Below are 25,201 nucleotides of genomic sequence, written 5' to 3'. Positions count from 1 at the left end.
CTTCCGCACGGCTCCCGTACGTGGAACGGCGCCGGGCCCGGAACCTCGCGGTTCCGGGCCCGGCGTTCACGCGGTGCGCGAGGGTCAGGAAGCGACGACCTCGACGTCGAGAGCGGCCTCGACCTCGGGGTGCAGACGCACCGACACCTTGTGCGAGCCCAGCGTCTTGATCGGGGAACCGATCTCGATCCGGCGCTTGTCCACGTCCGGACCGCCCGCGGCCTTGACGGCGGCGGCGATGTCGGCCGGGGTCACCGAACCGAACAGCCGGCCGGCGTCGCCCGCGCGGGTCGACAGCTTGACCTTGACGCCCTCGAGCTGCGCCTTGAAGGAGTTGGCCTGCTCGACGGTCGCGATCTCACGGATCCGGCGCGCGCGGCGGATCTGCTCGACGTCCTTCTCGCCACCCTTGGTCCACGCGATCGCGAAGCCGCGCGGGATCAGGTAGTTGCGGGCGTAGCCGCTCTTGACCTCGACGACATCGCCGGCGGCACCGAGGCCGCTGACCTCGTTGGTGAGGATGATCTTCGCCATTGCTCGGTCACCCTTCCTTAGCGAGCGGTCGAGGTGTAGGGCAGCAGCGCCATCTCACGGCTGTTCTTCACGGCCGTGGCGACGTCGCGCTGGTGCTGGGTGCAGTTGCCGGTGACCCGGCGGGCACGGATCTTGCCGCGGTCGGAGATGAACTTCCGCAGCAGGTTCGTGTCCTTGTAGTCGACGTAGGTGATCTTGTCCTTGCAGAACACGCAAACCTTCTTCTTAGGCTTGCGAGCAGGCGGCTTCGCCATTGTCTCTCTCCAGTGTGATCAAGAAGTTTGGTACGCCGCCGCCCTTAGAAGGGCGGCTCGTCCGAGAAACCGCCGCCGCCGCCGGAGCCACCGCCCCAGCCGCCGCCACCGCCGCCCTGGCCGCCACCGGCCGGAGCACCGGTCGCCCACGGGTCGGCGTCGGGCGCACCGCCCTGGCCGCCACCGGGGCCACCGCCCCAGCCGCCGCCTTGGCCGCCCTGGCCACCGCCGCCGTAACCGCCCTGGCCGCCGCGGGAGGCACCGCCGCCGCCGCTGGCCCGGGTGATCTTGGCGGTCGCGCTGCGCAGGCTGGCGCCGACCTCGTCGACGTCCAGCTCGTAGACCGTCCGCTTGACGCCCTCGCGGTCGTCGTACGAGCGCTGCTTCAGACGGCCCTGCACGATGACGCGCATGCCCTTCTGGAGCGACTCGGCCACGTTCTCCGCCGCCTGCCGCCAGACCGAGCACGTGAGGAAGAGGCTCTCGCCGTCCTTCCACTCGTTGGTCTGCCGGTCGAAGGTGCGGGGAGTGGACGCGACACGGAACTTCGCGACCGCCGCACCGGACGGGGTGAAGCGCAGCTCGGGGTCGTCGACGAGATTGCCGACGACCGTGATGACGGTCTCGCCTGCCATGGTGAGTGACCTCTCGGCTTTGCTTGGCTTCTCGGTTTCCCGACTGCCTGAGCCGTCAGGCTCAGTGGGTCTCGGGACGGAGGACCTTGGTCCGGAGGACCGACTCGTTCAGGTTCATCTGACGGTCGAGCTCCTTGACGACCTCAGGAGTGGCGTTGAGGTCGATGACCGAGTAGATGCCCTCGGGCTTCTTCTTGATCTCGTACGAAAGACGACGACGGCCCCAGGTGTCGACCTTCTCGACCTTGCCGCCGCCATTGCGGACGACGCCGAGGAAGTTCTCGATCAGCGGGGAGACAGCACGCTCCTCGAGATCGGGGTCGAGGATCACCATCACCTCGTAGTGACGCATGTGGAACCCACCTCCTTTGGACTCAGCGGCCACGGCGTTTCCGTGGCAGGAGGGTTTGCATCGCGTCGCAACGGTATCGCGGCCCACCGACAACGCCCGCGGCGTTCCGGGGATCACTCCCCGAAGGCCCTTCGGGACCGTCGTGTGGACCTGCACAGACACCGGTGCAGACGGTACACACTACCCGCCTCGTGGCTTCCGGTTGAAATCCGGCCCCGGAAGCCCGCAATCTGTACACATCGGGTGTGTCCGGCGCTACGATGCGCCACCTCTCCATCACGGAGGTGCCCTATGGCACAGGCAGTGCGACCCACCACCGGCAGCCGTCTCTACCAGCGGATCCTCAGCACCCTCAACTCGGACGGCCGACCCCACCCGGTGGAGAACACCCTGGCCGTCGCGACCGTCGTGCTCGGCCTGATCTCCTCCATCGCGGCGTTCTGGAGCGGGCTGCACCTGCTCAGCTCCTGGGCCGGCCTGGTCGGCATCCTCGTGGGCGCCGTCGGGCAGTACCGCTCCGCCACCACGGCCGAGCGCTTCTTCTTCATCATCGGCATGGGGCTGGCCGCGGTCGGCTTCTACATCGGCATGGCCCACGGCGGCCTCTTCGGCGGGGTGGTGTCCTAGCCCCCCGTTTCCCGGCCCCCGCCGGGCGAAGCCGCGGACCGAGTTGTCCACAGCCCTCGTGGGGGCGTTCGCCGTTCGCAGTAGGCTTCGGCGCAGTAGTGCAGTCAGCAATGCCGTAGCCGCAGCGATGGGGAGCGCCCCGCATGAGCTTGACCCTGAGGACCATCAGTCGGGAACAGCACCTGGCGTACATCCAGAGCCTGCCCTCGGCAAGCCACTGCCAGGTTCCCGCCTGGGCGGACGTCAAGACGGAGTGGCGCTCGGAGAACCTCGGCTGGTTCGACGACAAGACCGGTGAGCTGGTCGGCGCCGGCCTGGTGCTCTACCGGCAACTGCCCAAGGTGAAGCGCTACCTCGCCTACCTCCCCGAGGGCCCGGTGATCAACTGGTACGCGCCCAACCTGGAGGAGTGGCTGCGCCCGATGCTGGCGCACCTGAAGCAGCAGGGCGCGTTCTCCGTGAAGATGGGCCCGCCGGTCGTCATCCGCCGCTGGGACGCGGCCGCCATCAAGTCCGGCATCGCCGACCCGGACGTCAAGCGCCTGCGCGACGTCGAGGCCACCTTCATCGAGCCCCGCGCCTTCGAGGTGGCCGACCGGCTGCGCCGCATGGGCTGGCAGCAGGGCGAGGACGGCGGCGCCGGCTTCGGCGACGTGCAGCCCCGCTACGTCTTCCAGGTCCCGCTGGAGAACCGCAGCCTGGACGACGTCCAGAAGGGCTTCAACCAGCTGTGGCGGCGCAACATCAAGAAGGCCGAGAAGGCCGGCGTCGAGGTCGTCCAGGGCGGCTACGACGACCTCCCCGTGTGGCAGCAGCTGTACGAGGTGACCGCCGAGCGCGACCACTTCCGCCCGCGGCCCCTGTCCTACTTCCAGCGCATGTGGCAGGTCCTCAACTCCGAGGACCCCAACCGCATGCGGCTGTACTTCGCCCAGCACGAGGGCGAGGCGGTCGCCGCCGCGACGATGCTCGTCGTCGGCCGGCACGTCTGGTACTCGTACGGGGCGTCGGCCAACCACAAGCGCGAGGTCCGGCCGAGCAACGCCATGCAGTGGCGGATGCTGCGGGACGCCTACGCGCTCGGCGCGAGCGTGTACGACCTGCGCGGCATCAGCGACTCGCTCGACGAGAGCGACCACCTCTTCGGTCTCATCCAGTTCAAGGTGGGCACCGGCGGGCAGGCTGCCGAATACTTGGGCGAGTGGGACTTCCCGCTCAACAAGCTCCTGCACAAGGCGCTCGACATCTACATGTCCCGCCGCTGACCCACCTGCCCGACCGACCGCAGACACCGCAGAAAGGTCCTCGTTCCGGCCATGGCGCTCACCCTGTACGTCGACACCGCGCGCTGGCGTGCGCACCAGCAGTCCGTGGCGGAGCAGTTCCCCGGGCTGGTCCCCGTCTGCAAGGGCAACGGGTACGGCTTCGGCCACGAGCGCCTGGCCGAGGAGGCGATCCGGCTCGGCTCGGACGTCCTCGCCGTGGGCACGACGTACGAGGCCGCACGGATCAAGGACTGGTTCGGGGGCGACCTGCTGGTGCTGACCCCGTACCGGCTGGGCGAGGAGCCGGTGCCCCTGCCGGACCGCGCCATCCGCTCCGTGTCCTCCGTGGAGGGCGTGCGCGGCCTGGTCGGCGCCCGGGTGGTCATCGAGGTCATGAGCAGCATGCGGCGCCACGGCGTCAGCGAGGACGACCTGGTCAAGCTGCACTCGGCCATAGACGACGTCCGCCTGGAGGGCTTCGCCATCCACCTGCCGCTGGACCGCACCGACGGCTCCGACGCGGTGGAGGAGGTCTTCCGCTGGATGGAGCGGCTGCGCGCGGCCCGGCTGCCGCTGCACACCATGTTCGTCAGCCACCTGAAGGCCGGCGAGCTGACCCAGCTGCGCAACCAGTTCCCGCAGACCCGCTTCCGCGCCCGGATCGGCACCCGGCTGTGGCTCGGCGACCACGAGGCCACCGAGTACCGGGGCGCCGTCCTGGACGTCACCCGCATCGCCAAGGGCGAGCGCTTCGGCTACCGCCAGAACAAGGCCTCCGAGGACGGCCACCTGGTCGTCGTGGCGGGCGGTACGTCGCACGGGGTGGGCCTGGAGGCCCCCAAGGCCATGCACGGCGTCATGCCGCGCGCCAAGGGCGTCGCGAGGGCCGGTCTGGCCACCATCAACCGCAACCTGTCGCCCTTCGTGTGGGCCGGCAAGCAGCGCTGGTTCGCCGAGCCCCCGCACATGCAGGTGTCGATCCTCTTCCTGCCGGGCGACGTGGCGCCCCCGGCGGTCGGGGACGAGCTGGTGGCGCACCTGCGGCACACGACGACCACGTTCGACCGCGTCGTCGACCGCTGAACGCCCCCCTGGCGTCCCCTCCGCTCAGTGGGGCGGGGCCGGCGGCGCCGGGTCCACGCCCCACTGCACCGGGCGCGCCTCGCCGTAGCCGTGACCGTCCTCGGGCCCGCCCTGCAGCGGCGCCGCGTGCCGCGGCCGGTGCGGGGACCGCCCCAGCACGAACGCGTCCTCCGCCCCGTCCAGCACGCCCCCCGAGGGGTCGTCCGAGCCGTCCTGGCGGACCGCGTCGCGCTCGGGGAAGACGATGTCGCGGACGACGACCACGCACAGGTACAGCGTCCCGATCAGGTGCGCCGCGATGGCCAGGTGGTAGCCGTCCTGGGGCAGGCCCTTGCTGTTGCCGCCCGTCGTGTACGCCAGGTACGACCAGATCCCGAGGAAGTACATGACCTCGGCCGCCTGCCAGATCAGGAAGTCCCGCCAGCGCGGCCGCGCGAGCGCCGCGAGGGGCACCAGCCACAGCACGTACTGCGGCGAGTAGACCTTGTTGGTCAGGATGAAGGCGGCCACGACGAGGAAGGCAAGCTGCGCGAAGCGCGGGCGCCGCGGGGCGTAGAGGGTCAGCCCCGCCATGCCGGCGCAGAACAGCAGCATGAGCGCGATGGCGTAGGAGTTCGCGCCGTCGATGGACTTGCCGGTCTGCTGGGAGATGATCAGCCAGACCGAGCCGTAGTCGATGCCCCGCTCATGGCTGAAGGTGTAGAACTTCGCCCAGCCGTCCCAGGCGAGCAGCATCACGGGAACGTTCACCACGAACCAGGCCACCGCGGCACCGCCCACCGCCGCGCCCCAGGCCTTCAGCTTCCCGGCCCGCAGGCACAGCAGGAACAACGGCCCCAGCAGCAGCACCGGGTAGAGCTTGGCGGCCGTCGCCAGCCCGATCAGGATGCCCGCGGCCAGCGGCCGGTTGCGCGACCACAGCATCATCCCGGCGGCCGCGAGGGCGACCGCGAAGAGGTCCCAGTTGATGGTCGCGGTCAGCGCGAACGCGGGCGCCAGCGCGAGCAGCAGCGCGTCCCACGGGCGGCGCCGGTTGGTCCGGGCGACGCAGACCGCGATGACGGCGGTGCAGACCAGCAGCATCCCGGCGTTGACCAACCAGTAGATCTGCTCCCGGTGCTGGATCGTGCCGCCGTGCGGGGTGAGCCAGGAGGCGACCTCCATGAACAGCCCCGTCAGGACCGGGTACTCCAGGTACCCCATGCCGCCGGAGACCGTGTCCGGGATGCGGTCGAAGTACGGGACGAGGTCGTCGGCGAAGCCCCGGCCGTAGTACAGGTGCGGGATGTCGGAGTAGCAGGCGTGGCTGTACTGGGCGTTCGCCCCGTAGAACCAGCCGCTGTCGTAGCACGGCAGCTTCTGCACCATGCCCAGCGCGAACATCCCGATCGCGACCAGCACGACCACGCGCAGGGGGTTCCACCAGCCCCGCCGCCCCACGGCCGCGAAGCGGCCGAGCGGGCCGCCGATGACCTCGCTCCCGGCCACGGCGACCGGGTCCTCGCGGGTCGGGGGCACGACCGCCTCGGCCTCCGAGGCCTCGTGGTGGGGGTCTTCGCGCACGATCGTCATGGGCCACATCCTGCCCTACATCGCCACGCGCGGAGCGTCGGATCCCCACGCGGCCCTCCTCCCGGCGGGAACGCCCGCGGCCGCGGAGGGCGTGCTGCCCTCCGCGGCCGCGGGTTCACTCTCGACGGGACCCAGGGCGGTTAACCGCCACTGCCTCCGAGTAGCCCACCGTTGCCGTTGCCTCCATTGCCTCTCGTACTGCTGGAGGACACGGTCGGTGTCGGTGAGCCGCTCGACCCGCCGTCTGTGGTGCCACCGTCGGTGGTCCCACCGGCGTCCTGGCACTGCCACTGCCAGGGCTTGCAGTCACTGGTGTCCGTCGGGGTCGGCTTGCCCTGCGGCTGCGAGATGGTCGGGGTCGGGTTCGTGGTCGCCGACTCGGTCGGGCTGGCCGAGACCGAGGGGCTCGCCGACGGGGCGCCGGCCTGGTCCTTGACCTCACCGATCTTCCCGGGGTCCGGGAAGCCTTCGTCCTTCCCCGTGAGCGCCTCGGACATGTACCTCGCCCAGACCTCCGCCGGCATCTCACCACCGTGCGCGGAGTCCTTCCCCGCGGTGCCCGCCATGCCGATCAGACCGGGCTTCTTGGGGTTCTCCCGGAACAGGACCACCGAGGTCGACAGCTGCTTGGTGTACCCGACGAACCAGGCGGACCTGGTTCCCTTCTCGCTGTCCGTGGTACCCGTCTTGCCCGCCACCGTGCGGCCGACCGCCAGGGCCTTCTGACCGGTGCCGTTCTTGACCACGTTCTGCAGCACGTCGGTGACGTTGTCGGCGACGTTGCTGTCGATCGCGTCCCGCTTGATCTTCGGCTTGCCGAAGCCCGGCAGGACCTTGCCGCCCGCGACCACCTTGGTGACGGAGTAGGGCTCGGCCTGCGTGCCCGACGAGGCGAACGTCGCGTAGGCGTCGGCCATGCGGATGGCGGACGGCTTGGACGTACCGATCGAGAACGAGGCGTTCAGGGACTCGAAGCTCGAGTCCAGCACGCCCGCGTTCTTCGCCATCTCGGCCACCTTGGGCAGTCCGACGTCCTCGCCGAGCTGCACGAAGGGGGTGTTGATGGACTGCTCCATCGCCTTGCGCAGCGTGATGTAGCCCCAGGGGTATCCGCTCTCGTTCTTCTGCTTGAAGACGCTGCCGTCCTTCTTCAGGACGTAGTTGCCTTCATGGTCCTTGATCTTGAGCAGGTCGTTGCCGTTGTACTTGCTCTGCGGCGACAGCCCGACGCCGTTGGTCTGGTTGGTGCCGTACTGCATCGCCGCGGCCAGGACGAACGGCTTCCAGGTGGAGCCGACGGGGACACCCGTGGTGTTGGCGTTGTTGTTGAACTGGCCGTGCTCGTAGCCCTCGCCGCCGTAGATGGCGACGATCTTGCCGTCACCCGGTACCACCGACGCCGCGCCGAACTGGACGTACTTGTCGGCGTCGCGCTTCTTCGGGTTGATGTTGTCCGTGCGGACCTTGTCGACGGCCTTCTTGAGCGACTCGACCTTCTTCTTGTCGAAGGTCGTGTGGATCTCGTAACCGCCCTTGTCCAGCTGGCTCTGGCTGATGTCCGAGTGACTCAGCACGTAGCTCTTGGCGATGTCGACCAGGTAGCTGATCTGACCGCTCATGCCGGCGGTCGCCTTGAGGCCCTGCGGCATCGGGTACTTGCTGACGGCCTCGGTGTACTCGTCCTTGTTGAGCTTGCCGTCCTTGTACATCTCGCCGAGGATCCACTTCCAGCGTTCCTCGGAGCGGGCCCGGTTCGCCTTCGCCGTCGCGGTGCTGTCGATGTTCGTGGCACCGGCCGGGTCGTAGTACGTCGGGCCCTTGAGCAGCGCGGCGAGGAATGCGCACTGGCTCGGGGTGAGCTTGTCGGCGTCACGGCCGTAGTACGTCTGCGCGGCCGCCTGGATGCCGTAGGCGCTCCGCCCGTAGTACGAGGTGTTCAGGTAGCCCTGCAGGATGTCGGGCTTCTCGAGCTTCGTCCCCACCTTTATGGAGATGAAGAGCTCCTTGAACTTGCGGCTGACCGTCTGGTCCTGGCTCAGGTAGGTGTTCTTGACGTACTGCTGGGTGATCGTCGAACCGCCCTGCGCGTCACCGCCCTTCGCCATGTTGAACAGGGCCCGGCCGACGCCCATGGGGTCCACGCCCGAGTCTTCGTAGAAGCTCTTGTTCTCCGCGGAGATCACCGCGTTCTGCATGGCCTTGGGGATGTCGGAGAGCGTCACGTTCTGCCGGTTGGCACCCGTGCCGGTCGCCACCATGCGGCTGCCGTTGGCCCAGTAGAAGACGTTGTTCTGCGACTTGGCGGCGTCGTTCTCGTTGGGGATGCCCACCATCGCGTAGCCCACGCCCGCGACCGCGACCAGGCTGCCGAAGAAGAACAGGCACAGCCCTGAGGCGAGCTTCCAGGACGGCATCCAGCGGCGCCATCCGTCCTTCCCCCAACGGGGGTAATCGATGATGCGCTTCTTCGGGGGCTGGCCCCCACCGCGGCCGCCCTGCGCGTCCGTGGCGCCACGGCGGCGGCCGCCCTTCTGCGTGGCCTGGGCGGCACGGCGCGCGGCTGCCCGCCCCTGGTACGGCGGCTCGGCCCCGCGGGACCGGCCCCCCGTACCCGCGCGGCCCCCCGCGCCCGCACCCGCACCCTGACGGGGGGGTTGTCCCATGCCCTGGCGCGGGCCGTGGCCCTGCCCCGAACCGGTTCCGTGCGTGCCGTACGGCTGCGGCGTGGGCGGCCCAGCGGCCCGCCGGCCGCCTGGCGGCGGGGGCGGCTGCTGCGCGCCGCGCCGGGCGGCGGCCCGGCCGTCGCCGGGCGACTGCGGCGGCTTGCGACGGTGCTCGCTCATGAACAGCTACTCCTAGGACAGGCGGAATCGCCTGAAAGCGGCAGTTGATTTCCGGTCCCCCCGGCGTGCGATGACCGCACTGCACCAGGGACAAGGACGCTCACTGGCGTCACACGGTTCCCGGTGCTGTGCATGGCGAACAGAGTACGCACGGTCAAAAGAGGTTCTAGCCAGATGTTCATCACATTCCGGGCGGTTGACGGTGGACGGATTTCGTGATGTGACGCCGGTCACCGTGAGCCGTCTTGCCGTACCGGGGAACTCGTTCTATCGTCTCGATGTATCGAGTCGATACATCACGGCGAGATAAGAGGCGACGAAGGCACGGACGGGAGGGACACGAGGGCATGAGCAAACGCTCCGGCATCCTCGAGTTCGCCGTCCTGGGCCTGCTGCGCGAATCCCCGATGCACGGTTACGAGCTGCGCAAGCGGCTCAACACCTCGCTCGGTGTGTTCCGCGCGTTCAGCTACGGCAGCCTCTACCCCTGCCTCAAGACACTGGTCACCCAGGGCTATCTGGTCGAGGAGACCGGCCCTGACCCCGATCCGCTCGCCGCGCCGCTGGCCGGCCGACGGGCCAAGATCGTGTACCGGTTGACGGCGGCCGGCAAGGAGCACTTCGAGGAGCTCCTCGCCCACTCCGGCCCTGACGCGTGGGAGGACGAGCACTTCGCGGCTCGTTTCGCCTTCTTCGGCCAGACGTCCAGGGACGTACGGATGCGTGTCCTCGAGGGGCGGCGCAGCCGCCTCGAGGAGCGCCTGGAGAAGATGCGCGCGTCCCTCGCGCGTACCCGTGAGCGGCTCGACGACTACACGCTCGAGCTGCAGCGGCACGGCATGGAGTCGGTGGAGCGAGAGGTCCGCTGGCTGAACGAGCTGATCGAGACCGAGCGGGCGGGGCGCGACAAGCAGCCCCCGGCCGTTCCGTCCGCCGATGCCGAGCAGGACAACCAACAGGAAAACGGCGGACCCGGCACGCGCCGGGGACCCGCGTGACGATTACACAGGGAGCAACCGGAATGGGTTCGGTTCGCGTAGCCATCGTTGGCGTGGGCAACTGCGCCGCTTCGCTGGTGCAGGGTGTCGAGTACTACAAGGACGCCGACCCGGGCACCCGCGTGCCCGGCCTCATGCACGTGCAGTTCGGCGACTACCACGTGCGTGACGTCGAGTTCGTGGCGGCCTTCGACGTGGACGCGAAGAAGGTCGGCCTCGACCTCGCGGACGCCATCGGTGCCAGCGAGAACAACACCATCAAGATCTGCGACGTGCCGCAGAAGGGCCTGACCGTCCAGCGCGGCCACACCCTGGACGGTCTCGGCAAGTACTACCGCGAGACCATCGAGGAGTCCGCCGAGGAGCCGGTGGACGTCGTGCAGATCCTCAAGGACCGCCAGGTCGACGTGCTGGTCTGCTACCTGCCCGTGGGTTCCGAGGACGCGGCGAAGTTCTACGCGCAGTGCGCCATCGACGCCAAGGTCGCCTTCGTCAACGCGCTCCCGGTCTTCATCGCCGGTACCAAGGAGTGGGCGGACAAGTTCACCGAGGCCGGTGTGCCGATCGTCGGTGACGACATCAAGTCGCAGGTCGGCGCCACCATCACGCACCGCGTGCTGACCAAGCTCTTCGAGGACCGCGGTGTCATCGTCGAGCGCACCATGCAGCTGAACGTCGGCGGCAACATGGACTTCAAGAACATGCTCGAGCGCGAGCGCCTGGAGTCCAAGAAGATCTCCAAGACGCAGGCCGTCACCTCCCAGATCCCCGACCGCGACCTGGGTGAGAAGAACGTCCACATCGGCCCCTCGGACTACGTGGCCTGGCTGGACGACCGCAAGTGGGCGTACGTCCGTCTCGAGGGCCGTGCCTTCGGCGACGTGCCGCTGAACCTGGAGTACAAGCTCGAGGTCTGGGACTCCCCGAACTCCGCGGGTGTGATCATCGACGCGCTGCGCGCGGCGAAGATCGCCAAGGACCGCGGCATCGGCGGCCCGATCCTGTCGGCGTCCTCCTACTTCATGAAGTCCCCGCCGGTGCAGTACTTCGACGACGAGGCCCGCGAGAACGTGGAGAAGTTCATCCGCGGCGAGGTCGAGCGCTGAACAGCGGCTTAACCCCCGTCGCCACTCGTCGTACGACGCGACCGCACAGGCCCCCGGGTATGGCACCCGGGGGCCTGTGCGTCATGTGAGGCTGTGCGCATGCCCGTTGTCCGTGATCTCCGTGTGCTGCTGCGCTTCCGGGACTTCCGCCGGCTGCTGACGGTGCGGCTGCTGTCCCAGCTCTCCGACGGGGTCTTCCAGGTGGCGCTGGCGGCCTACGTGGTCTTCTCCCCGGAGAAGCAGGCCTCGCCGGCCGCGATCGCCTCCGCGATGGCGGTCCTGCTGCTGCCGTACTCGCTCCTGGGGCCGTTCACGGGCGTCCTGCTGGACCGCTGGCGGCGCCGGCAGGTCCTCCTCCACTGCAACCTGCTGCGGGCGGCGCTCTCCGTCGGCACCGCCGTGCTGATGCTGCTGCGCGTCCCGGACTGGCTCTTCTACCTGTCCGCCCTCTCGGTCACCGGCATCAACCGCTTCGTGCTCGCCGGCCTGTCGGCCGCCCTGCCCCGGGTCGTCGACGGGGAGCGCCTGGTCATGGCGAACGCGCTGTCCCCGACCGCCGGCACGCTCGCGGCCACCGCCGGCGGGGGAGCGGCCTTCCTGGTGCACCTGGTGATGGCCGAGGGCACCCGCTCCGACGTCCTGGTCGTGGTGCTGGGCGCCGTCCTCTACCTCTGTGCCGGGCTCGCCGCACTCACCCTGGGGCGGGACCTGCTGGGGCCGGACCCGTCCCGTATCCAGCCGCGGGTGGGCGAGGCGCTGCTCAGCACCTTCCGCGGCCTGGTGCACGGCTTGGGGCATCTGCGCCGGCGGCCGCGCGCCGCACGCGCCCTGGTCGCGATGACGGCGATGCGCTTCTGCTACGGCGGGCTCACGGTGACGGTGCTGATGCTCTGCCGCTACGCCTGGGCGGGATCCGACGGGACCGGCCGTGGAACGGCGGACGGACTGGCGCTGCTCGGGCTGGCGGTCGCCGTCTCGGGTGCGGGCTTCTTCGCGGCGGCCGTGCTCACCCCCTGGGCCACGGGCCGCTTCGGCACCTTCGGATGGATCACCGTCTGCGCGGGTTCGGCCGCCGTCCTGCTCCCCGCACTGGGCCTCCCCTTCGAGCCGGCGCCGGTGCTGGCGGCGGCCTTCGTGCTGGGGCTGGCCACCCAGGGGGCGAAGATCGCCACCGACACGGTGGTCCAGTCCTCGATCGACGACGCCTACCGGGGGCGCATCTTCTCGATCTACGACGTGCTGTTCAACGTCGCCTTCGTCGGCGCCGCAGCCATCTGCGCGCTGGTCCTCCCGCCGGACGGCCGCTCCGTGGGGCTCCTCCTCGGGCTCTCCGCGGTCTACGCGGCGGTGGCGGTCGGCACCGCCGGGACTCCGCGCCGTTTCACGTGAAACACGAAGATCACCCCGCGTCCGCCCGTTTCACGTGAAACACATGCCCCGGCGGATGGGCTGTCCGACCCCTCCAGTAACGTTCGCGCGTTCACAGGAACTGACAGGTTCATCCCAGGGAGGGGAACGACCATGGCGACTCCGCCGCCCGACAACACCAACATTCCGGCCCCGCAAGGCCAGCCCGGCGCCTTCCCGCCGCCCCAGGGCCAGCCCGGCGCCTTCCCGCCCCCGCAGGGTCAGCCCGGCGCCTTCCCGCCGCCGGCCGCCCCGCCGCGGCGCGGCAAGAACATCGGCAAGCGCATCATCGGCGTGATCGTCACCATCGTGGTCATCATCGGCGTGCGGTTCGCCTTCTCCCAGTTCGACCAGACCGACGCCGAGACGTCGAAGGTCGGCAGCTGCCTCCACAACAAGGGCACCGAGCAGAGCCCGGACCTGGTGGACGTCGACTGCTCCTCCGGCGATGCACAGTTCAAGATCGTCAAGAAGTTCGACGACTCGACCGACCAGAAGCAGTGTGAGTCCGTCAACGAGTCGGACGTCTACTACACCCAGTCCGGGACCGACTTCAACAACGTGGTGCTCTGCCTGCAGACCATCAGCAAGTGACGGGACGGGCGTTAAGGCCGAGGGGGTCGTGTTTCACGTGAAACACGACCCCCTCGGCACGTGCACGGCCCGGACACGGTGACGCTCAGCCCTGCGCGGCCCACCACTCCTTCAGTGCGGCCACAGCGGCCTCCTCACCCAGCGGACCGTTCTCCAGGCGCAGCTCCAGCAGGTGGTTGTACGCCTTGCCGACCTGGGGACCCGGGGGGATGCCCAGGACCTCCATGATCCGATTGCCGTCCAGGTCCGGCCGGATCGCGTCCAGCTCCTCCTGGTCCTTCAGCTGCGCGATGCGCTCCTCGAGCCCGTCGTAGGTGCGCGACAGAGCCCCCGCCTTGCGCTTGTTGCGGGTCGTGCAGTCGGAGCGGGTCAGCTTGTGCAGCCGGTCGAGCAGCGGTCCGGCGTCCCGGACGTAGCGCCGGACGGCGGAGTCGGTCCATTCCCCGGTCCCGTAGCCGTGGAAGCGCAGGTGCAGCTCGACCAGCCGGGCGACGTCCTTGACGGTGTCGTTCGGGTACTTGAGCTTGGTCAGCCGTCCCTTGGTCATCTTGGCGCCGACCACCTCGTGGTGGTGGAAGGAGACCCGTCCGTCGGGCTCGAAGCGCCGGGTCCGCGGCTTGCCGATGTCGTGCAGCAGCGCCGCGAGGCGCAGCACGAGGTCCGGCCCCTCCGTCTCCAGTGCCATCGCCTGGTCCAGGACGGTCAGCGTGTGCTCGTAGACGTCCTTGTGGCGGTGGTGCTCGTCACGCTCCAGGCGCAGCGCCGGCAGCTCCGGGAGGACCCGTGCTGCCAGACCGGTCTCCACCAGCAGCTGCAGGCCCTTGCGGGGGTGGTCGGAGACGACCAGCTTGTTGAGCTCGTCCCGGATCCGCTCGGCGGAGACGATCTCGATGCGGTCGGCCATCTCCGTCATCGCCGTCACGACCTCGGGAGCCACCTCGAAGTCCAGCTGGGCGGCGAAGCGCGCGGCGCGCATCATCCGCAGCGGATCGTCGGAGAAGGACTCCTCCGGGGTGCCCGGAGTGCGCAGCACGCGCTGGGCGAGGTCACCGAGCCCGCCGTACGGGTCGACGAACTCCGCCTCCGGCAGGGAGACCGCCATCGCGTTGACGGTGAAGTCCCGGCGGACCAGGTCCTCCTCGATGGTCTCCCCGTACGAGACCTCCGGCTTGCGCGAGGTGCGGTCGTAGGCCTCGGAGCGGTAGGTCGTCACTTCGATCTGGTAGCCGTACTTCCGGCAGCCGACCGTGCCGAAGGCGATGCCCACCTCCCAGACGGCCTCCGCCCACCCGCGGATGATCTTCAGTACCTGGTCGGGCCGGGCGTCGGTCGTGAAGTCGAGGTCGTTGCCGAGCCTGCCGAGCAGGGTGTCGCGGACCGAGCCGCCGACGAGGGCAAGCCGGAATCCGGCGTCCTTGAAGCGACGGCCGAGCTCTTCGGCCACCGGCGCGATCACCGGCGCGGTCTTCAGGGTCTGGGGGGCGTTGTTGGCATTCGGCACAACAGAAAAGGGTACGTGGCCATGCGCCCCGCGGCGGACCGGTTTACCGGCATCCGCGATCTTGTCGACGCCTCCGCGCCCCCGGACTGTATCGATCTTGTGGCCCACTCACAGCACTTTGGGTCATCGAGCATCGTTACCATTCCAGGACGCACATCCGATGACGACGAGGGACGGCCAGCGCGTGGGCGAGGCGGCACAGCACCCCGGAGGCACTCCGGCCCGTTCGAGGCTGCGCCGGGCCACGGCACTGCTCGTGGGCGCCACCCTGTTCACCGGCCTGGTCCAGGCCCGTACGGCCCCCGCGGCGCACGCGGAGGGCTCCGACGGCCGGGCCGTGGACGTGTCGGTGAACTCACTGTCCCCCACCGTGCCCGCCAAGGGCGACACCCTCACGGTGACCGGCACCGTCACGAACAAGAGCAAGCACGCCGTCAGCGGTGCCCACGTGGGCGTGGAGATCGCCCCTCAGGGCCCGCTGGGCAGCCGCAGCGCCATCAACGGCACCTCCACCAGCGCACCCCACAGCGCGGCCGACGGCGAGGAGGTCCCCGGGCACACCGTGCCCGTCGACGACCTGCCGGCCGGCATCAGCCGCAGCTTCACCCTGAAGGTCCCGGTCAAGGACCTGGACCTGGGCCGGGACGGCGTCTACCAGCTCGGGGTCTCCCTCACCGGGCAGACCAGGGACCGCGGCTACGACGAGTACCTGGGGATCGAGCGGACCTTCCTCCCCTGGTACCCGGACGGGGACGCCAAGCCGACCCGCTACACCTTCCTGTGGCCGCTGATCGACCGCCCGCACCTCGCCGTGCGCAGCGAGAGCGACGACCAGCAGAGCCCGATCTTCCTCAACGACGACCTCGCCGGGGACCTGGCGCCCGGCGGCCGTCTGCAGCAGATGGTGGCGCTCGGCCGGGACCTGCCCGTCACGTGGGTCATCGACCCGGACCTGCTCGCCACGGTCGACGCGATGACGCGCCGGTACCAGGTCGCGGGGCCCGAAGGTGATCTCGACCACACCACGTCCGGCACCGGCACCGACGACGCGAAGCGCTGGCTGAACAGCCTCAAGGAGGCCGTCGCCGGGGACGAGGTCGTCGCCCTGCCCTTCGCCGACCCCGACCTCGCCTCGATCGCGCACCACGGCAAGAGCGTCCCGGGCACCCTGAACCACCTCAAGACCGCCACGGAGCTCGCGACCACGACGGTGGAGACCGTCCTCAACGGCGTGGTCACCCCCGCCACGGACGTCTCCTGGCCCGTGGAGGGCGCCGTCGACCCCTCCATCGTCGACGTGGCCACCTCGGCCGGCGCCGACAAGGTGATCGCCCGCAGCGACAGCCTCGGCGAGCCCGGCGGCCTCAGGTACACCCCCACCTCGGCGCGGCCCATCGGCGGGGGCACCACGGCCGTGGTCGCCGATTCCGGGCTCTCCAAGGCCTTCCAGGGCGACATGACGTCGGCCGGGACCTCGACCCTCGCGGTGCAGAAGTACCTGGCCCAGACGCTCATGATCACGATGCAGGCGCCCGACCGGCAGCGCAGCATCGTCGTCGCCCCGCAGCGCATGGCCAAGGCCTCACAGGCGCAGGCCATGGCCCAGGCCATCACGGAGGTCGCCGCCGGCGGCTGGGCCGAGACCGTCGACTTCTCCGCGGCGGCGAAGGCCACCCCCGACCCCAAGGCCAACCGCACGGTGCCCGGTACCGGGTCCTACCCCAAGCGCCTGCGCAAGCAGGAGCTGAGCACCGCGGCATTCCGCCAGATCCAGGCGACCCAGGGCGAGCTCGACGACTTCATGGCCCTCCTGAGCAAGCCCGACCGGGTGCGGACCCCCTTCGGCAACGCGCTGATGCGCTCGATGTCCACCGAGTGGCGCGGCTCCCCCCGGGGGTCGGCCGCCTACCGCACGGCCATCTTCGACTACCTGTCCGACCTGATGAGCCTGGTCTACCTGCTCCCCAAGACCGGGACGCTCACGCTGTCGGGCCGCAGCGGCACCATCCCGGTGACCGTGAAGAACGAGCTCGGCCAGACCGTGCAGGGCCTGGAGCTGCGCCTCACGTCCAGCCAGGGCAACAGCCTCGACCCGGGCGAAGCGCAGCCCGTGACCGTGGAGGGCGGCCACACCCGCTCCCTGAAGTTCGAGGGCACCGCCGCCCGCAACGGACTGAACACGGTCACCGCCCAGCTCTACACGGCGGACGGCGCCAGGTTCGGCTACCCCATCACCTTCCAGGTGGATGTCACCTCCATCACATCCACCGTCATGCTGGTGATCGCCGCCGGGCTCCTGCTGCTCGTGCTGGCGGGCGTCCGGATGTACCACCAGCGCAAGCGCCGCGCGGCCGCCGGGGGCGAGGAGGGCGACACGGATCCGTCCGAGGACGACGCGGACCCGTCCGGGGACGGGGACACGGGCGAGGACGAGGACGACGCCGCAGAGGGCACCATGGGTGACCGGGACGGCGTCGAGGACGAGCAGCCGGGTGACCTGGCGCCGGACACCTCCCCGGAAAGTACGGACCCGTCCGGGACGGGTGAGAAGGTGGACCGATAGCCAGCGAGCCATGGCCGATGAGGTGGGGCAGAGATGAACGCACCGTACGACGGTGAGCGCGAACGGGAAGCCGGGGAGCGGTTCCCCGAGCAGCCCGGGCAGTACCCTGCCGCGCCCGACCCGTACCTGCAGGACACCTACGCCCGCGACCCGTACCAGCGGCAGGATCCGACCGCGCAGGACCCGGTGGGCGAGGCGCTGTACGACCGCACCGCGCACCCGCCGGCCCAGCCCCATGCCTACGGCCCGCCGTACGCGCACCAGGAGCCGTACCGCATGCCCTACGCCGACGACGCCAACACCCGGTACGTCGGCGTCGACGAGCTGGTCTCCCACGCCCCGGACGAGGACGGGAGGCCGGCGCGGCCGGACGAGTACGCCCACCTCTTCCGTGACGAGCCGGTGCAGACGGCCCCGGCGGAGCCCGAGCCCGCGGTGGAGCCCGTGGCCGGGAAGTCCGGCGGACGGGCCGGCAGCATCCTCAAGTCCAGCGCACTCATGGCGGCCGGCACCCTCGTCTCCCGGGTCACCGGATTCCTCCGCACCCTGGTCATGGCGGCCGCGATCGGCGTCGGCACGCTGAACGACGGCTACCAGGTCGCCAACACCCTGCCCACGATGATCTACATCCTGGTCGGCGGCGGCGCCCTCAACGCGGTCTTCATCCCGCAGCTGGTACGGGCCATGAAGAACGACGACGACGGCGGCGAGGCGTACGCCAACCGCCTGCTCACCCTGGTCGTCGTCGGCCTGGCGGCCGTCACCGCCGTCTGCGTGATCGCCGCACCGGTCTTCATCCAGGCCATGTCCCACGACATCGCCTCCGACCCGGTCAGGTTCGAGGTCGCGGTCACCTTCGCCCGCTACTGCATCCCCACCATGTTCTTCATGGGGGTGCACGTCGTGCTCGGGCAGATCCTCAACGCCCGCGGCCGCTTCGGCGCGATGATGTGGACCCCGGTCCTCAACAACGTCGTCATCATCGCCACCTTCGGCGCCTTCATCTGGGCCTTCGGCTCCTTCACCGACACGCGCGTCTCCTCCGGGACCATCACCCCCGACGGGGTCCGGCTGCTGGGCCTCGGCACCCTGCTGGGCCTGGCGGTGCAGGCGCTGGCGATGCTCCCCTACCTGCGCGACGCCGGGTTCCGGATCCGGCCGCGCTTCGACTGGCGCGGCCACGGCCTCGGCCACGCGGCGAAGCTGGCCAAGTGGACCTTCTTCTTCGTCCTCGCCAACCAGGTCGGCATGATCGTCCTCACCCAGTTCGCCACGGCGGCGGGCGCGGCGGCCGAGAAGACGGGCCACGAGGGCGCCGGCATCACCGGCTTCAACTACGCGCTGCTCCTGTGGCAGATGCCGCAGGCCATCATCACCGTCTCCGTGATGACCGCCGTGCTGCCGCGGATCTCGCGCGCCGCGGCCGACGGTGACGCCGCCGCCGTCCGCGACGACCTCTCCTACGGCCTGCGGACCTCGGGCGTGGCCGTCGTGCCCGCCGCGTTCGCCTTCCTCGCCCTCGGCCTCCCCATGGCCACCCTGCTCTACAGCAGCTCCGGAGAGGGCGCCCTGAACATCGGCTACATCCTGATGGCCTTCGGCCTCGGGCTGATCCCGTTCTCGGTGCAGTACATCGTCCTGCGCGGCTTCTACGCGTACGAGGACACCCGCACCCCCTTCTACAACACGGTCATCGTCGCGGCCTGCAACGCCGTCGCGGCCGCCGTCTGCTACTTCGTGCTCCCCGCCCGCTGGGCCGTGGTCGGCATGGCTGCCGGGTACGGCCTCGCCTACACGATCGGCGTCGGAGTGGCGGTCAAGCGGCTGCGCAGGCGCCTCGGCGGCGACATCGACGGCAAGCGCGTGGTCCGCACGTACGCCAGGCTCTTCGGTGCGTGCATCCCCGCCGCTGCGGGCGCCGGTGCCGTCGTCTACGGTGTCTCGCAATCGCTGGGTCACGGCGCTGCCGCATCGTTGCTGTCGCTGGTGCTCGGCGCCCTTGTGCTGGGCGGGATCTTCTTCATCGCCGCCAAGCGCATGCGCGTCGAGGAACTGACGGCCATGGTCGGCATGGTCAGGGGCCGGCTGGGCCGCTGACGGCGCCCAGCGCGCAACCTTCGTGGGCCGTCGTGTGTCGTGCATAGCGGTGGACTGTTGGCACAATTGTCCTCGGCTGTGTTGTCAGATCTTGCAACGGATGGGGAGGCAGGAACGACGGTGGCGGAACGGAGCACGGCTGCCGTCGGAGTGGCCAACGAGGGCGGCGAAGAGCAGCTCGCCGCCCACACGGACGGGGCCACGGCCGACGAGGCGACGGACCGGAGCGAAGAGCAGGACGCGCCAGAGCAGACCATCCCCGAGGAGACAGCACCGACCAAGTCCGAGCCGCCGGAGCTCCACAGCGGCCACAAGCTCGCCAAGCGCTACCGCCTGGAAGAGTGCCTCACCCGTTCCGACGGCTTCAGCAGCTGGCGGGCCGTCGACGAGAAGCTGCGCCGCGCCGTGGGCATCCACACCCTGCCCGCCGACCACGGCCGGGCCCGTTCGGTGCTGGCTGCGGCCCGCTCCGCCGCCCTGCTCGGTGACCCCCGTTTCGTCCAGGTCCTCGACGCGGTCGAGGAGAACGACCTCGTCTACGTCATCCACGAGTGGCTCCCGGACGCGCGCGAACTGACCGCCCTGATCACCGCCGACCCGCTGGAGCCGCACGAGGCCTACCAGATGGTCAGCCAGATCTCCCAGGCCATGGCGGCCGCCCACCGTGAGGGCCTGGCCCATCTGCGACTCGGCCCCGACGCCGTCCTGCGCACCGACTCCGGCCAGTACCGCATCCGCGGTCTGGCCGTCGCCGCCGCGTTGCGCGGGATCTCCTCCGAGCGCCCGCAGCGGGAGGACACCGAGGCCATCGGAGCCCTCCTGTACGCCTCGCTCACCCAGCGCTGGCCGTACCCGGAGGACGACCACGGGCTCACCGGCCTCCCCAAGGACATCGGCCTGGTCGCGCCCGACCAGGTGCGGGCAGGGGTCCACCGCGGGCTGTCGGAGCTGGCCATGCGTGCCCTGGTCAACGACGGGGCGACGGCCTCCCGTGAGCCGGAGCCCTGCACCACCCCCGAGGAGCTGGCCAAGGCCGTCACCGCGATCGCCAAGATCCGGCCGCCCGAGCCGGCGATGACGACCTACTCGCGCACCACCTACCAGCAGGGCTCCTACCGCCAGACCGGCGCGGGCCCCGCGTCCACCGGCGGCACGACGTCCCTCCCCGCCGCGCCGCCCCCGGCCCTGCCCGGCCGCACCGGCAAGGCCCTCAAGTGGTCCGTCTCGGCCCTCCTCATCGTCGCCCTCGGCCTCGGCAGCTGGCAGCTCGCGGAGACGCTGATGGACCGCGAGAACCAGGCGAAGTCCGGAGGGACCTCCACCTCCCACAACACGGGCGGCGACGGCGGCAGCGACAACGGCGGCGCGAACCAAGTGACGCTGAAGCCGCTGCCGATCCAGGGGGCGGCCGAGTACGCGCCGTACGGGGGAGCCCAGCACCCCAACGACGTCGGGGCCACGTACGACAGCAAGACGTCCACGTACTGGCGCACGAACAGCTTCAGCGACGGCCCCGAATTCGCCCCCTCCGTCAAGAAGGGCGTGGGCATCGCCTACGACCTGGGAGCGGCAAGGAAACTCGGGCAGGCTTCGATAGACCTCTACTACGGTGGCGACCACACGACGGTCACGCTCTACGCGGCCGACTCGCTGAACACCACGGCCAAGCCGAACCAGCTGAAGAAGCTCGCCACCGTCACGACCAAGGGCAAGGCGGCGACACTCACCCTGAAGGCACCCGCGGAGGCGCGCTATGTCGTCGTCTGGCTGACCGCTCTTCCCCATTCACAGGCCGACGGCTTTTCGGGCGCCGGCTACAAGCAGGCCATCACCAATGTGAGGTTCGAGGGGCAGTAGCCCCGCGGGGAGGGGGACGGTGGGCACGCAAGGAACGGGCGGGGAGGTCAGCGACAGCGACCTCCTCGCCTGTCATGTCGCGGGGGACCCGAACGCCTTCGGGGAACTCGTTCGCCGGCACCGCGACCGGCTGTGGGCGGTGGCGCTGCGGACCCTGGGGGACCGCGAGGAAGCCGCGGACGCCGTGCAGGACGCGCTCGTCTCGGCCTTCCGCTCCGCCCACACCTTCCGCGGGCAGTCGGCCGTCACGACCTGGCTGCACCGCATCACCGTGAACGCGTGCCTGGACCGGGCGCGCAAGGCCGCCTCACGCCGCACCGCTCCGGTCACGGACGAGAAGCAGTTCGAGGAACTGCTCGAACCCCATGAGTCCGCCGCGGCCCCCGCCGAGCGTGGCGAGCTCCACCGGGAACTGCTGCGGGCGCTCGGGACGCTCCCCGTGGAGCAGCGGGCCGCCCTGGTCCTGGTCGACATGCAGGGCTACCCCGTGGCCGAGGCCGCCGCCGTCCTGGACGTGCCGACGGGGACGGTCAAGAGCAGATGCGCCCGCGGCAGGGCACGACTGCTGCCGCTCCTCTCCCATCTGCGGGAGGCCTCGGGGAGTAGCGGCGATCACCCAGGGGGAAGGAACCGGACGGAGAACGCATCCGTCCCAGAGACGGAGGCCCGGCCGGGCCACGGCTTCACGAAGGGCGGAGGTGGACACCCATGACGTCGACGACGGGTACGGACGAACACCCCGAGGTCGCCGAGATCTCCGCGCTCAGCGAGGGCATCCTCCCGCCCGAGCGCTCGGCCGACGTCCGCGGGCACATCGACGGCTGTGCGCTCTGCGCCGACGTCCGCGCCTCGCTGGACGAGATCCGCGGACTGCTGGGCACCCTCCCCGGCCCGCCCCGGATGCCGGCCGACATCGCGGGCCGGATCGACGCCGCACTCGCCGCCGAGGCGCTGCTCGCCGCGAGCGGTGCCGATGTTTCACGTGAAACAGCGACCACCGAGCCGCCCCGTGTTTCACGTGAAACATCAGCCGCGGCCGACGGAAGGCCCACCGGTCGCGGCACCGGTCCCAGCGGCCCCGGCCGCCCGGGGACCCGGTCCCGTCGCCGCTGGGGGAAGGGGATCCTCATCACCGCCTCCATGGCCGCCGTGCTCGGTCTCGGGACCGTCCTCGCCCAGTCCGGCTGGAACGCCGGGGGAAGCTCCGACAGCCAGTCGTCGTCGGCCTCCGACGCGGGCGCCAAGGCTGACACCGACATGCTCGGCGTGCAGGTACACGATCTGCTGACAGACCGCACGGGCAAGGGCCCGGAGAGCAAGCCCGAGGGGCAGTCCAAGGGGCAGTCCCCCATGGTCGGCATGGACAGCGCCGCGCCGTCCTGCGTCCTGGGAGCCGTCGACCGCCGGGAGGCCCCGATCGCCTTCCAGCGGGGCCGGTACGAGGGCATGGACTCCTACCTGGTCGTGATGCCGCACGAGGGCGACCCCGCGCTGGTCGACGCCTACGTCGTGGACGCCTCGTGCGCCACCGCGCAGCCCCCCGTCACGGGCACCCTCCTCCGTGAGGAGACATACCCTCGCTAGCGCCGCGCCGATGGGAATGCCCGGACCGTAGGATCCGTTAGGCGGGATGACAATGGTCCCGTCGCCGAGGCACCCGGCGAGTCGGCACAGCAGAGACGAGGAAGCACCCGTGAGCGACGTCCGAAACGTGATCATCATCGGTTCCGGTCCGGCGGGATACACAGCCGCGCTCTACACCGCCCGCGCCTCCCTCAAGCCCCTGGTCTTCGAAGGGGCGGTCACGGCCGGCGGTGCTCTGATGACCACGACCGATGTGGAGAACTTCCCCGGCTTCCGCGACGGCATCATGGGCCCCGACCTGATGGAGAACATGCGGGCCCAGGCCGAGCGGTTCGGTGCCGAGCTGATCCCGGACGACATCGTCGAGGTCGACCTCGAGGGCGACATCAAGACCGTCACCGACTCCGCGGGCACCGTCCACCGGGCGAAGGCCGTCATCATCGCCACCGGTTCCCAGCACCGCAAGCTGGGCCTGCCCAACGAGGACCAGCTCTCCGGTCGCGGCGTGTCGTGGTGCGCCACCTGTGACGGCTTCTTCTTCAAGGACCACGAGATCGCCGTCATCGGCGGTGGCGACACCGCCCTGGAGGAGGCGACCTTCCTGTCGCGCTTCGCCAAGAGCGTGAAGGTCGTCCACCGCCGGGACACCCTCCGCGCCTCCAAGGCCATGCAGGAGCGTGCCTTCGCCGACCCGAAGATCTCGTTCGTCTGGGACAACGAGGTCGCCGAGATCAACGGCGACGGCAAGCTCTCCGGCCTAGTCCTGCGGAACACCAAGTCCGGCGAGACCTCGGCGCTGCCGGTCACCGGACTCTTCATCGCGATCGGCCACGACCCGCGGACCGAGCTGTTCAAGGGCATCCTCGACCTGGACGAGGAGGGCTACCTCAAGGTCGAGTCCCCCAGCACCCGCACGAAGATCCCCGGTGTCTTCGCCGCCGGCGACGTCGTGGACCACACCTACCGCCAGGCGATCACCGCCGCGGGCACCGGTTGCTCCGCCGCCCTGGACGCCGAGCGCTACCTCGCCGCGCTGAGCGACGCGGGCAGCGAGCACACCCGCGAGCCCGAGCAGACCGCCGCCGCGGTCGTCTGACCGCACCGCACGAACAAGTACCCGTCCTACACACCGAGGAGACAGCCGTGGCCGGCAACACCAAGACCGTGACCGATGCGACCTTCGACGAGGAGGTCCTGTCCAGCGACAAGCCCGTGCTCGTCGACTTCTGGGCCGAGTGGTGCGGTCCGTGCCGCCAGATCGCCCCTTCCCTGGAGGCGATCGCCGCGGAGCACGGCGACCAGATCACCATCGTCAAGCTGAACATCGACGAGAACCCGGTCACCGCCGCCAAGTACGGCGTCATGTCGATCCCGACTCTCAACGTCTACAAGGGCGGTGAGGTCGTGAAGACCATCGTCGGCGCCAAGCCGAAGGCCGCCATCGAGCGCGACCTGTCCGACTTCATCGGCTGAGCACCGCAGACGGACACGAAAGGGCCCGCCCCCGTGAGGGGCGGGCCCTTCGTCCGTCACAGGGGCCGCAGCGCCGGTTCCTTCTGCACGGCGCCGAGCAGCCGGTCGATCGCCATCTCGACGTCCTCCTTCCAGGAGATCGTCGTCCGCAGTTCCAGCCTCAGCCGGGGGAACCGCGGGTGCGGCCGCACCGTCTTGAACCCGACCGCCAGCAGGTGCTCGGCGGGGAGCACGCACGCGGGCTCCTCCCAGCGCGCGTCACCGAAGGCCTCGATCGCCCGGAAGCCCCGCCGCACCAGGTCCTTGGCCACCGACTGCACCAGGACCCGGCCCAGTCCCTGTCCCTGGAAGCCCGGGAGGATGCGGGCGGTCATCAGCTGGACCGCGTCGGGGGAGACGGGACTCGTGGGGAAGGCCGTCGAGCGCGGCACGTAGGCCGGCGGGGCGTAGAGCACGAAGCCGGCCGGCACCTCGTCCACGTAGACGACACGGCCGCAGGAGCCCCACTCCAGGAGCACCGCGGAGATCCAGGCCTCCTTCTCCAGCTCGGGCTTGCCGGCCTGGACGGCGGCCTCACCGCTTACCGGATCGAGTTCCCAGAAGACGCACGCGCGGCAGCGGTTGGGGAGATCCGGGAGGTTGTCCAGCGTGAGCGGAACGAGCCGACGCCCCATGAGGTCTGACCCTCGTTTCTGTCGTGGACCCAACTGCCGACGAAGCCACCCACGGCGCCCAGCCCAAGCCCCGCTGCGAGGAGAGCGGCCTTCTGCCAATCGTGCTCCACTCCGACGCGCCGCACCGATCGCATGAGCCCCTCCTCGGAGGTAGTGCTCCATCCCGTACGCATCGTATCCGT

The 25,201-nt window shown here is 70.1% G+C and carries 22 protein-coding genes; 14 read left to right on the top strand and 8 right to left on the bottom strand.

The window, feature by feature from the left end; translation table 11 throughout:
- Window positions 1-84 precede the first annotated feature (84 nt).
- The 4 genes from rplI to rpsF form a co-directional block, all read right to left on the bottom strand.
- A complete protein-coding gene (gene rplI, locus AC1VWI_RS23045) occupies window positions 85-534 on the bottom strand; it encodes a 50S ribosomal protein L9 (RefSeq protein ID WP_089225418.1) in 450 nt (149 codons plus the stop codon).
- A 17-nt stretch (window positions 535-551) separates the two neighbouring features.
- Window positions 552-788, bottom strand: a complete 237-nt coding sequence (gene rpsR / locus AC1VWI_RS23040; protein WP_026250812.1) for a 30S ribosomal protein S18 — start codon at window positions 786-788, stop codon at window positions 552-554.
- A 44-nt stretch (window positions 789-832) separates the two neighbouring features.
- Window positions 833-1,423, bottom strand: coding sequence for a single-stranded DNA-binding protein (locus AC1VWI_RS23035; protein ID WP_499512911.1), 591 nt, complete (start codon window positions 1,421-1,423; stop codon window positions 833-835).
- Between the two features lie 61 nt (window positions 1,424-1,484).
- Window positions 1,485-1,775, bottom strand: a complete 291-nt coding sequence (gene rpsF / locus AC1VWI_RS23030; protein WP_361791024.1) for a 30S ribosomal protein S6 — start codon at window positions 1,773-1,775, stop codon at window positions 1,485-1,487.
- Between the two features lie 291 nt (window positions 1,776-2,066).
- Between rpsF and AC1VWI_RS23025 the strand changes: the two genes are divergently transcribed.
- The 3 genes from AC1VWI_RS23025 to AC1VWI_RS23015 all read left to right on the top strand — a co-directional run bounded on the left by AC1VWI_RS23025 (window position 2,067) and on the right by AC1VWI_RS23015 (window position 4,750).
- On the top strand, window positions 2,067-2,402 hold the full coding sequence (locus AC1VWI_RS23025; RefSeq protein ID WP_499512910.1) for a hypothetical protein: 336 nt from the start codon (window positions 2,067-2,069) through the stop codon (window positions 2,400-2,402).
- A 143-nt stretch (window positions 2,403-2,545) separates the two neighbouring features.
- The gene (locus AC1VWI_RS23020; protein ID WP_499512909.1) at window positions 2,546-3,667 is read left to right on the top strand and encodes a lipid II:glycine glycyltransferase FemX; all 1,122 of its coding nucleotides are present in this window, start codon (window positions 2,546-2,548) and stop codon (window positions 3,665-3,667) included.
- Between the two features lie 51 nt (window positions 3,668-3,718).
- Window positions 3,719-4,750: an alanine racemase gene (locus tag AC1VWI_RS23015; protein WP_499512908.1), complete on the top strand. Its 1,032-nt coding sequence runs from the start codon at window positions 3,719-3,721 to the stop codon at window positions 4,748-4,750.
- Window positions 4,751-4,774: 24 nt separating this feature from the next.
- Here AC1VWI_RS23015 and AC1VWI_RS23010 read toward each other — a convergent pair whose 3' ends face one another.
- Both AC1VWI_RS23010 and AC1VWI_RS23005 read right to left on the bottom strand, forming a co-directional pair.
- Window positions 4,775-6,322: a glycosyltransferase family 87 protein gene (locus AC1VWI_RS23010; RefSeq protein WP_499512907.1), complete on the bottom strand. Its 1,548-nt coding sequence runs from the start codon at window positions 6,320-6,322 to the stop codon at window positions 4,775-4,777.
- Window positions 6,323-6,462: 140 nt separating this feature from the next.
- Window positions 6,463-9,165, bottom strand: coding sequence for a transglycosylase domain-containing protein (locus tag AC1VWI_RS23005; RefSeq protein WP_499512906.1), 2,703 nt, complete (start codon window positions 9,163-9,165; stop codon window positions 6,463-6,465).
- 347 nt (window positions 9,166-9,512) lie between these two features.
- Between AC1VWI_RS23005 and AC1VWI_RS23000 the strand changes: the two genes are divergently transcribed.
- From AC1VWI_RS23000 to AC1VWI_RS22985, 4 genes are all read left to right on the top strand, one after another.
- A complete protein-coding gene (locus AC1VWI_RS23000) occupies window positions 9,513-10,163 on the top strand; it encodes a PadR family transcriptional regulator (protein ID WP_499512905.1) in 651 nt (216 codons plus the stop codon).
- Window positions 10,164-10,186: 23 nt separating this feature from the next.
- Window positions 10,187-11,269, top strand: a complete 1,083-nt coding sequence (locus tag AC1VWI_RS22995) for an inositol-3-phosphate synthase (RefSeq protein ID WP_499512904.1) — start codon at window positions 10,187-10,189, stop codon at window positions 11,267-11,269.
- 99 nt (window positions 11,270-11,368) lie between these two features.
- Window positions 11,369-12,658 carry an MFS transporter gene (locus tag AC1VWI_RS22990; RefSeq protein WP_499512903.1) on the top strand — a complete coding sequence of 430 codons (1,290 nt, stop codon included), beginning with the start codon at window positions 11,369-11,371 and terminating at the stop codon, window positions 12,656-12,658.
- Between the two features lie 132 nt (window positions 12,659-12,790).
- Complete coding sequence (locus AC1VWI_RS22985; RefSeq protein WP_499512902.1) at window positions 12,791-13,270, top strand: LppU/SCO3897 family protein; 480 nt, start codon at window positions 12,791-12,793, stop codon at window positions 13,268-13,270.
- 85 nt (window positions 13,271-13,355) lie between these two features.
- Here AC1VWI_RS22985 and AC1VWI_RS22980 read toward each other — a convergent pair whose 3' ends face one another.
- Window positions 13,356-14,771 carry a CCA tRNA nucleotidyltransferase gene (locus AC1VWI_RS22980; protein ID WP_499512901.1) on the bottom strand — a complete coding sequence of 472 codons (1,416 nt, stop codon included), beginning with the start codon at window positions 14,769-14,771 and terminating at the stop codon, window positions 13,356-13,358.
- Between the two features lie 160 nt (window positions 14,772-14,931).
- Here AC1VWI_RS22980 and AC1VWI_RS22975 point away from each other — a divergent pair, with 160 nt between their 5' ends.
- From AC1VWI_RS22975 to trxA, 7 genes are all read left to right on the top strand, one after another.
- Window positions 14,932-17,334, top strand: a complete 2,403-nt coding sequence (locus AC1VWI_RS22975; protein WP_499512900.1) for a DUF6049 family protein — start codon at window positions 14,932-14,934, stop codon at window positions 17,332-17,334.
- A gap of 33 nt (window positions 17,335-17,367) precedes the next feature.
- Window positions 17,368-19,431: a murein biosynthesis integral membrane protein MurJ gene (gene murJ / locus AC1VWI_RS22970; protein WP_499512899.1), complete on the top strand. Its 2,064-nt coding sequence runs from the start codon at window positions 17,368-17,370 to the stop codon at window positions 19,429-19,431.
- Between the two features lie 120 nt (window positions 19,432-19,551).
- Entirely contained in the window at window positions 19,552-21,288 is a 1,737-nt protein-coding gene (locus AC1VWI_RS22965) for a protein kinase family protein (protein WP_499512898.1), read from the top strand.
- A 19-nt stretch (window positions 21,289-21,307) separates the two neighbouring features.
- Complete coding sequence (sigM, locus tag AC1VWI_RS22960) at window positions 21,308-22,000, top strand: RNA polymerase sigma factor SigM (RefSeq protein ID WP_499512897.1); 693 nt, start codon at window positions 21,308-21,310, stop codon at window positions 21,998-22,000.
- Entirely contained in the window at window positions 21,997-22,872 is an 876-nt protein-coding gene (locus tag AC1VWI_RS22955) for an RsmA family anti-sigma factor (RefSeq protein WP_499512896.1), read from the top strand. Before sigM ends, AC1VWI_RS22955 begins: the two co-directional genes overlap by 4 nt.
- A gap of 109 nt (window positions 22,873-22,981) precedes the next feature.
- Window positions 22,982-23,968, top strand: a complete 987-nt coding sequence (trxB, locus tag AC1VWI_RS22950) for a thioredoxin-disulfide reductase (protein WP_499512895.1) — start codon at window positions 22,982-22,984, stop codon at window positions 23,966-23,968.
- 47 nt (window positions 23,969-24,015) lie between these two features.
- Window positions 24,016-24,345 carry a thioredoxin gene (gene trxA, locus AC1VWI_RS22945; protein ID WP_431958961.1) on the top strand — a complete coding sequence of 110 codons (330 nt, stop codon included), beginning with the start codon at window positions 24,016-24,018 and terminating at the stop codon, window positions 24,343-24,345.
- Between the two features lie 56 nt (window positions 24,346-24,401).
- On the opposite strand, the gene AC1VWI_RS22940 is transcribed toward trxA, so the two are convergent.
- Window positions 24,402-25,019, bottom strand: a complete 618-nt coding sequence (locus tag AC1VWI_RS22940; protein ID WP_499512894.1) for a GNAT family N-acetyltransferase — start codon at window positions 25,017-25,019, stop codon at window positions 24,402-24,404.
- Window positions 25,020-25,201: the final 182 nt, after the last annotated feature.

The organism is Streptomyces sp. TOM-9, from assembly GCF_056858595.1.
The sequence above is the reverse complement of the archived record's forward strand: the minus strand, read 5'-3'. Positions and strand labels throughout refer to the sequence as shown.

What these genes read in the sequence shown, in the direction of transcription:
- rplI (WP_089225418.1), bottom strand. Translation starts at nt 534, where the DNA reads ATGGCGAAGATCATCCTCACCAACGAGGTCAGCGGCCTCGGTGCCGCC.
- rpsR (WP_026250812.1), bottom strand. Translation starts at nt 788, where the DNA reads ATGGCGAAGCCGCCTGCTCGCAAGCCTAAGAAGAAGGTTTGCGTGTTC.
- AC1VWI_RS23035 (WP_499512911.1), bottom strand. Translation starts at nt 1,423, where the DNA reads ATGGCAGGCGAGACCGTCATCACGGTCGTCGGCAATCTCGTCGACGAC.
- rpsF (WP_361791024.1), bottom strand. Translation starts at nt 1,775, where the DNA reads ATGCGTCACTACGAGGTGATGGTGATCCTCGACCCCGATCTCGAGGAG.
- AC1VWI_RS23025 (WP_499512910.1), top strand. Translation starts at nt 2,067, where the DNA reads ATGGCACAGGCAGTGCGACCCACCACCGGCAGCCGTCTCTACCAGCGG.
- AC1VWI_RS23020 (WP_499512909.1), top strand. Translation starts at nt 2,546, where the DNA reads ATGAGCTTGACCCTGAGGACCATCAGTCGGGAACAGCACCTGGCGTAC.
- AC1VWI_RS23015 (WP_499512908.1), top strand. Translation starts at nt 3,719, where the DNA reads ATGGCGCTCACCCTGTACGTCGACACCGCGCGCTGGCGTGCGCACCAG.
- AC1VWI_RS23010 (WP_499512907.1), bottom strand. Translation starts at nt 6,322, where the DNA reads ATGACGATCGTGCGCGAAGACCCCCACCACGAGGCCTCGGAGGCCGAG.
- AC1VWI_RS23005 (WP_499512906.1), bottom strand. Translation starts at nt 9,165, where the DNA reads ATGAGCGAGCACCGTCGCAAGCCGCCGCAGTCGCCCGGCGACGGCCGG.
- AC1VWI_RS23000 (WP_499512905.1), top strand. Translation starts at nt 9,513, where the DNA reads ATGAGCAAACGCTCCGGCATCCTCGAGTTCGCCGTCCTGGGCCTGCTG.
- AC1VWI_RS22995 (WP_499512904.1), top strand. Translation starts at nt 10,187, where the DNA reads ATGGGTTCGGTTCGCGTAGCCATCGTTGGCGTGGGCAACTGCGCCGCT.
- AC1VWI_RS22990 (WP_499512903.1), top strand. Translation starts at nt 11,369, where the DNA reads ATGCCCGTTGTCCGTGATCTCCGTGTGCTGCTGCGCTTCCGGGACTTC.
- AC1VWI_RS22985 (WP_499512902.1), top strand. Translation starts at nt 12,791, where the DNA reads ATGGCGACTCCGCCGCCCGACAACACCAACATTCCGGCCCCGCAAGGC.
- AC1VWI_RS22975 (WP_499512900.1), top strand. Translation starts at nt 14,932, where the DNA reads ATGACGACGAGGGACGGCCAGCGCGTGGGCGAGGCGGCACAGCACCCC.
- murJ (WP_499512899.1), top strand. Translation starts at nt 17,368, where the DNA reads ATGAACGCACCGTACGACGGTGAGCGCGAACGGGAAGCCGGGGAGCGG.
- AC1VWI_RS22955 (WP_499512896.1), top strand. Translation starts at nt 21,997, where the DNA reads ATGACGTCGACGACGGGTACGGACGAACACCCCGAGGTCGCCGAGATC.
- AC1VWI_RS22940 (WP_499512894.1), bottom strand. Translation starts at nt 25,019, where the DNA reads ATGGGGCGTCGGCTCGTTCCGCTCACGCTGGACAACCTCCCGGATCTC.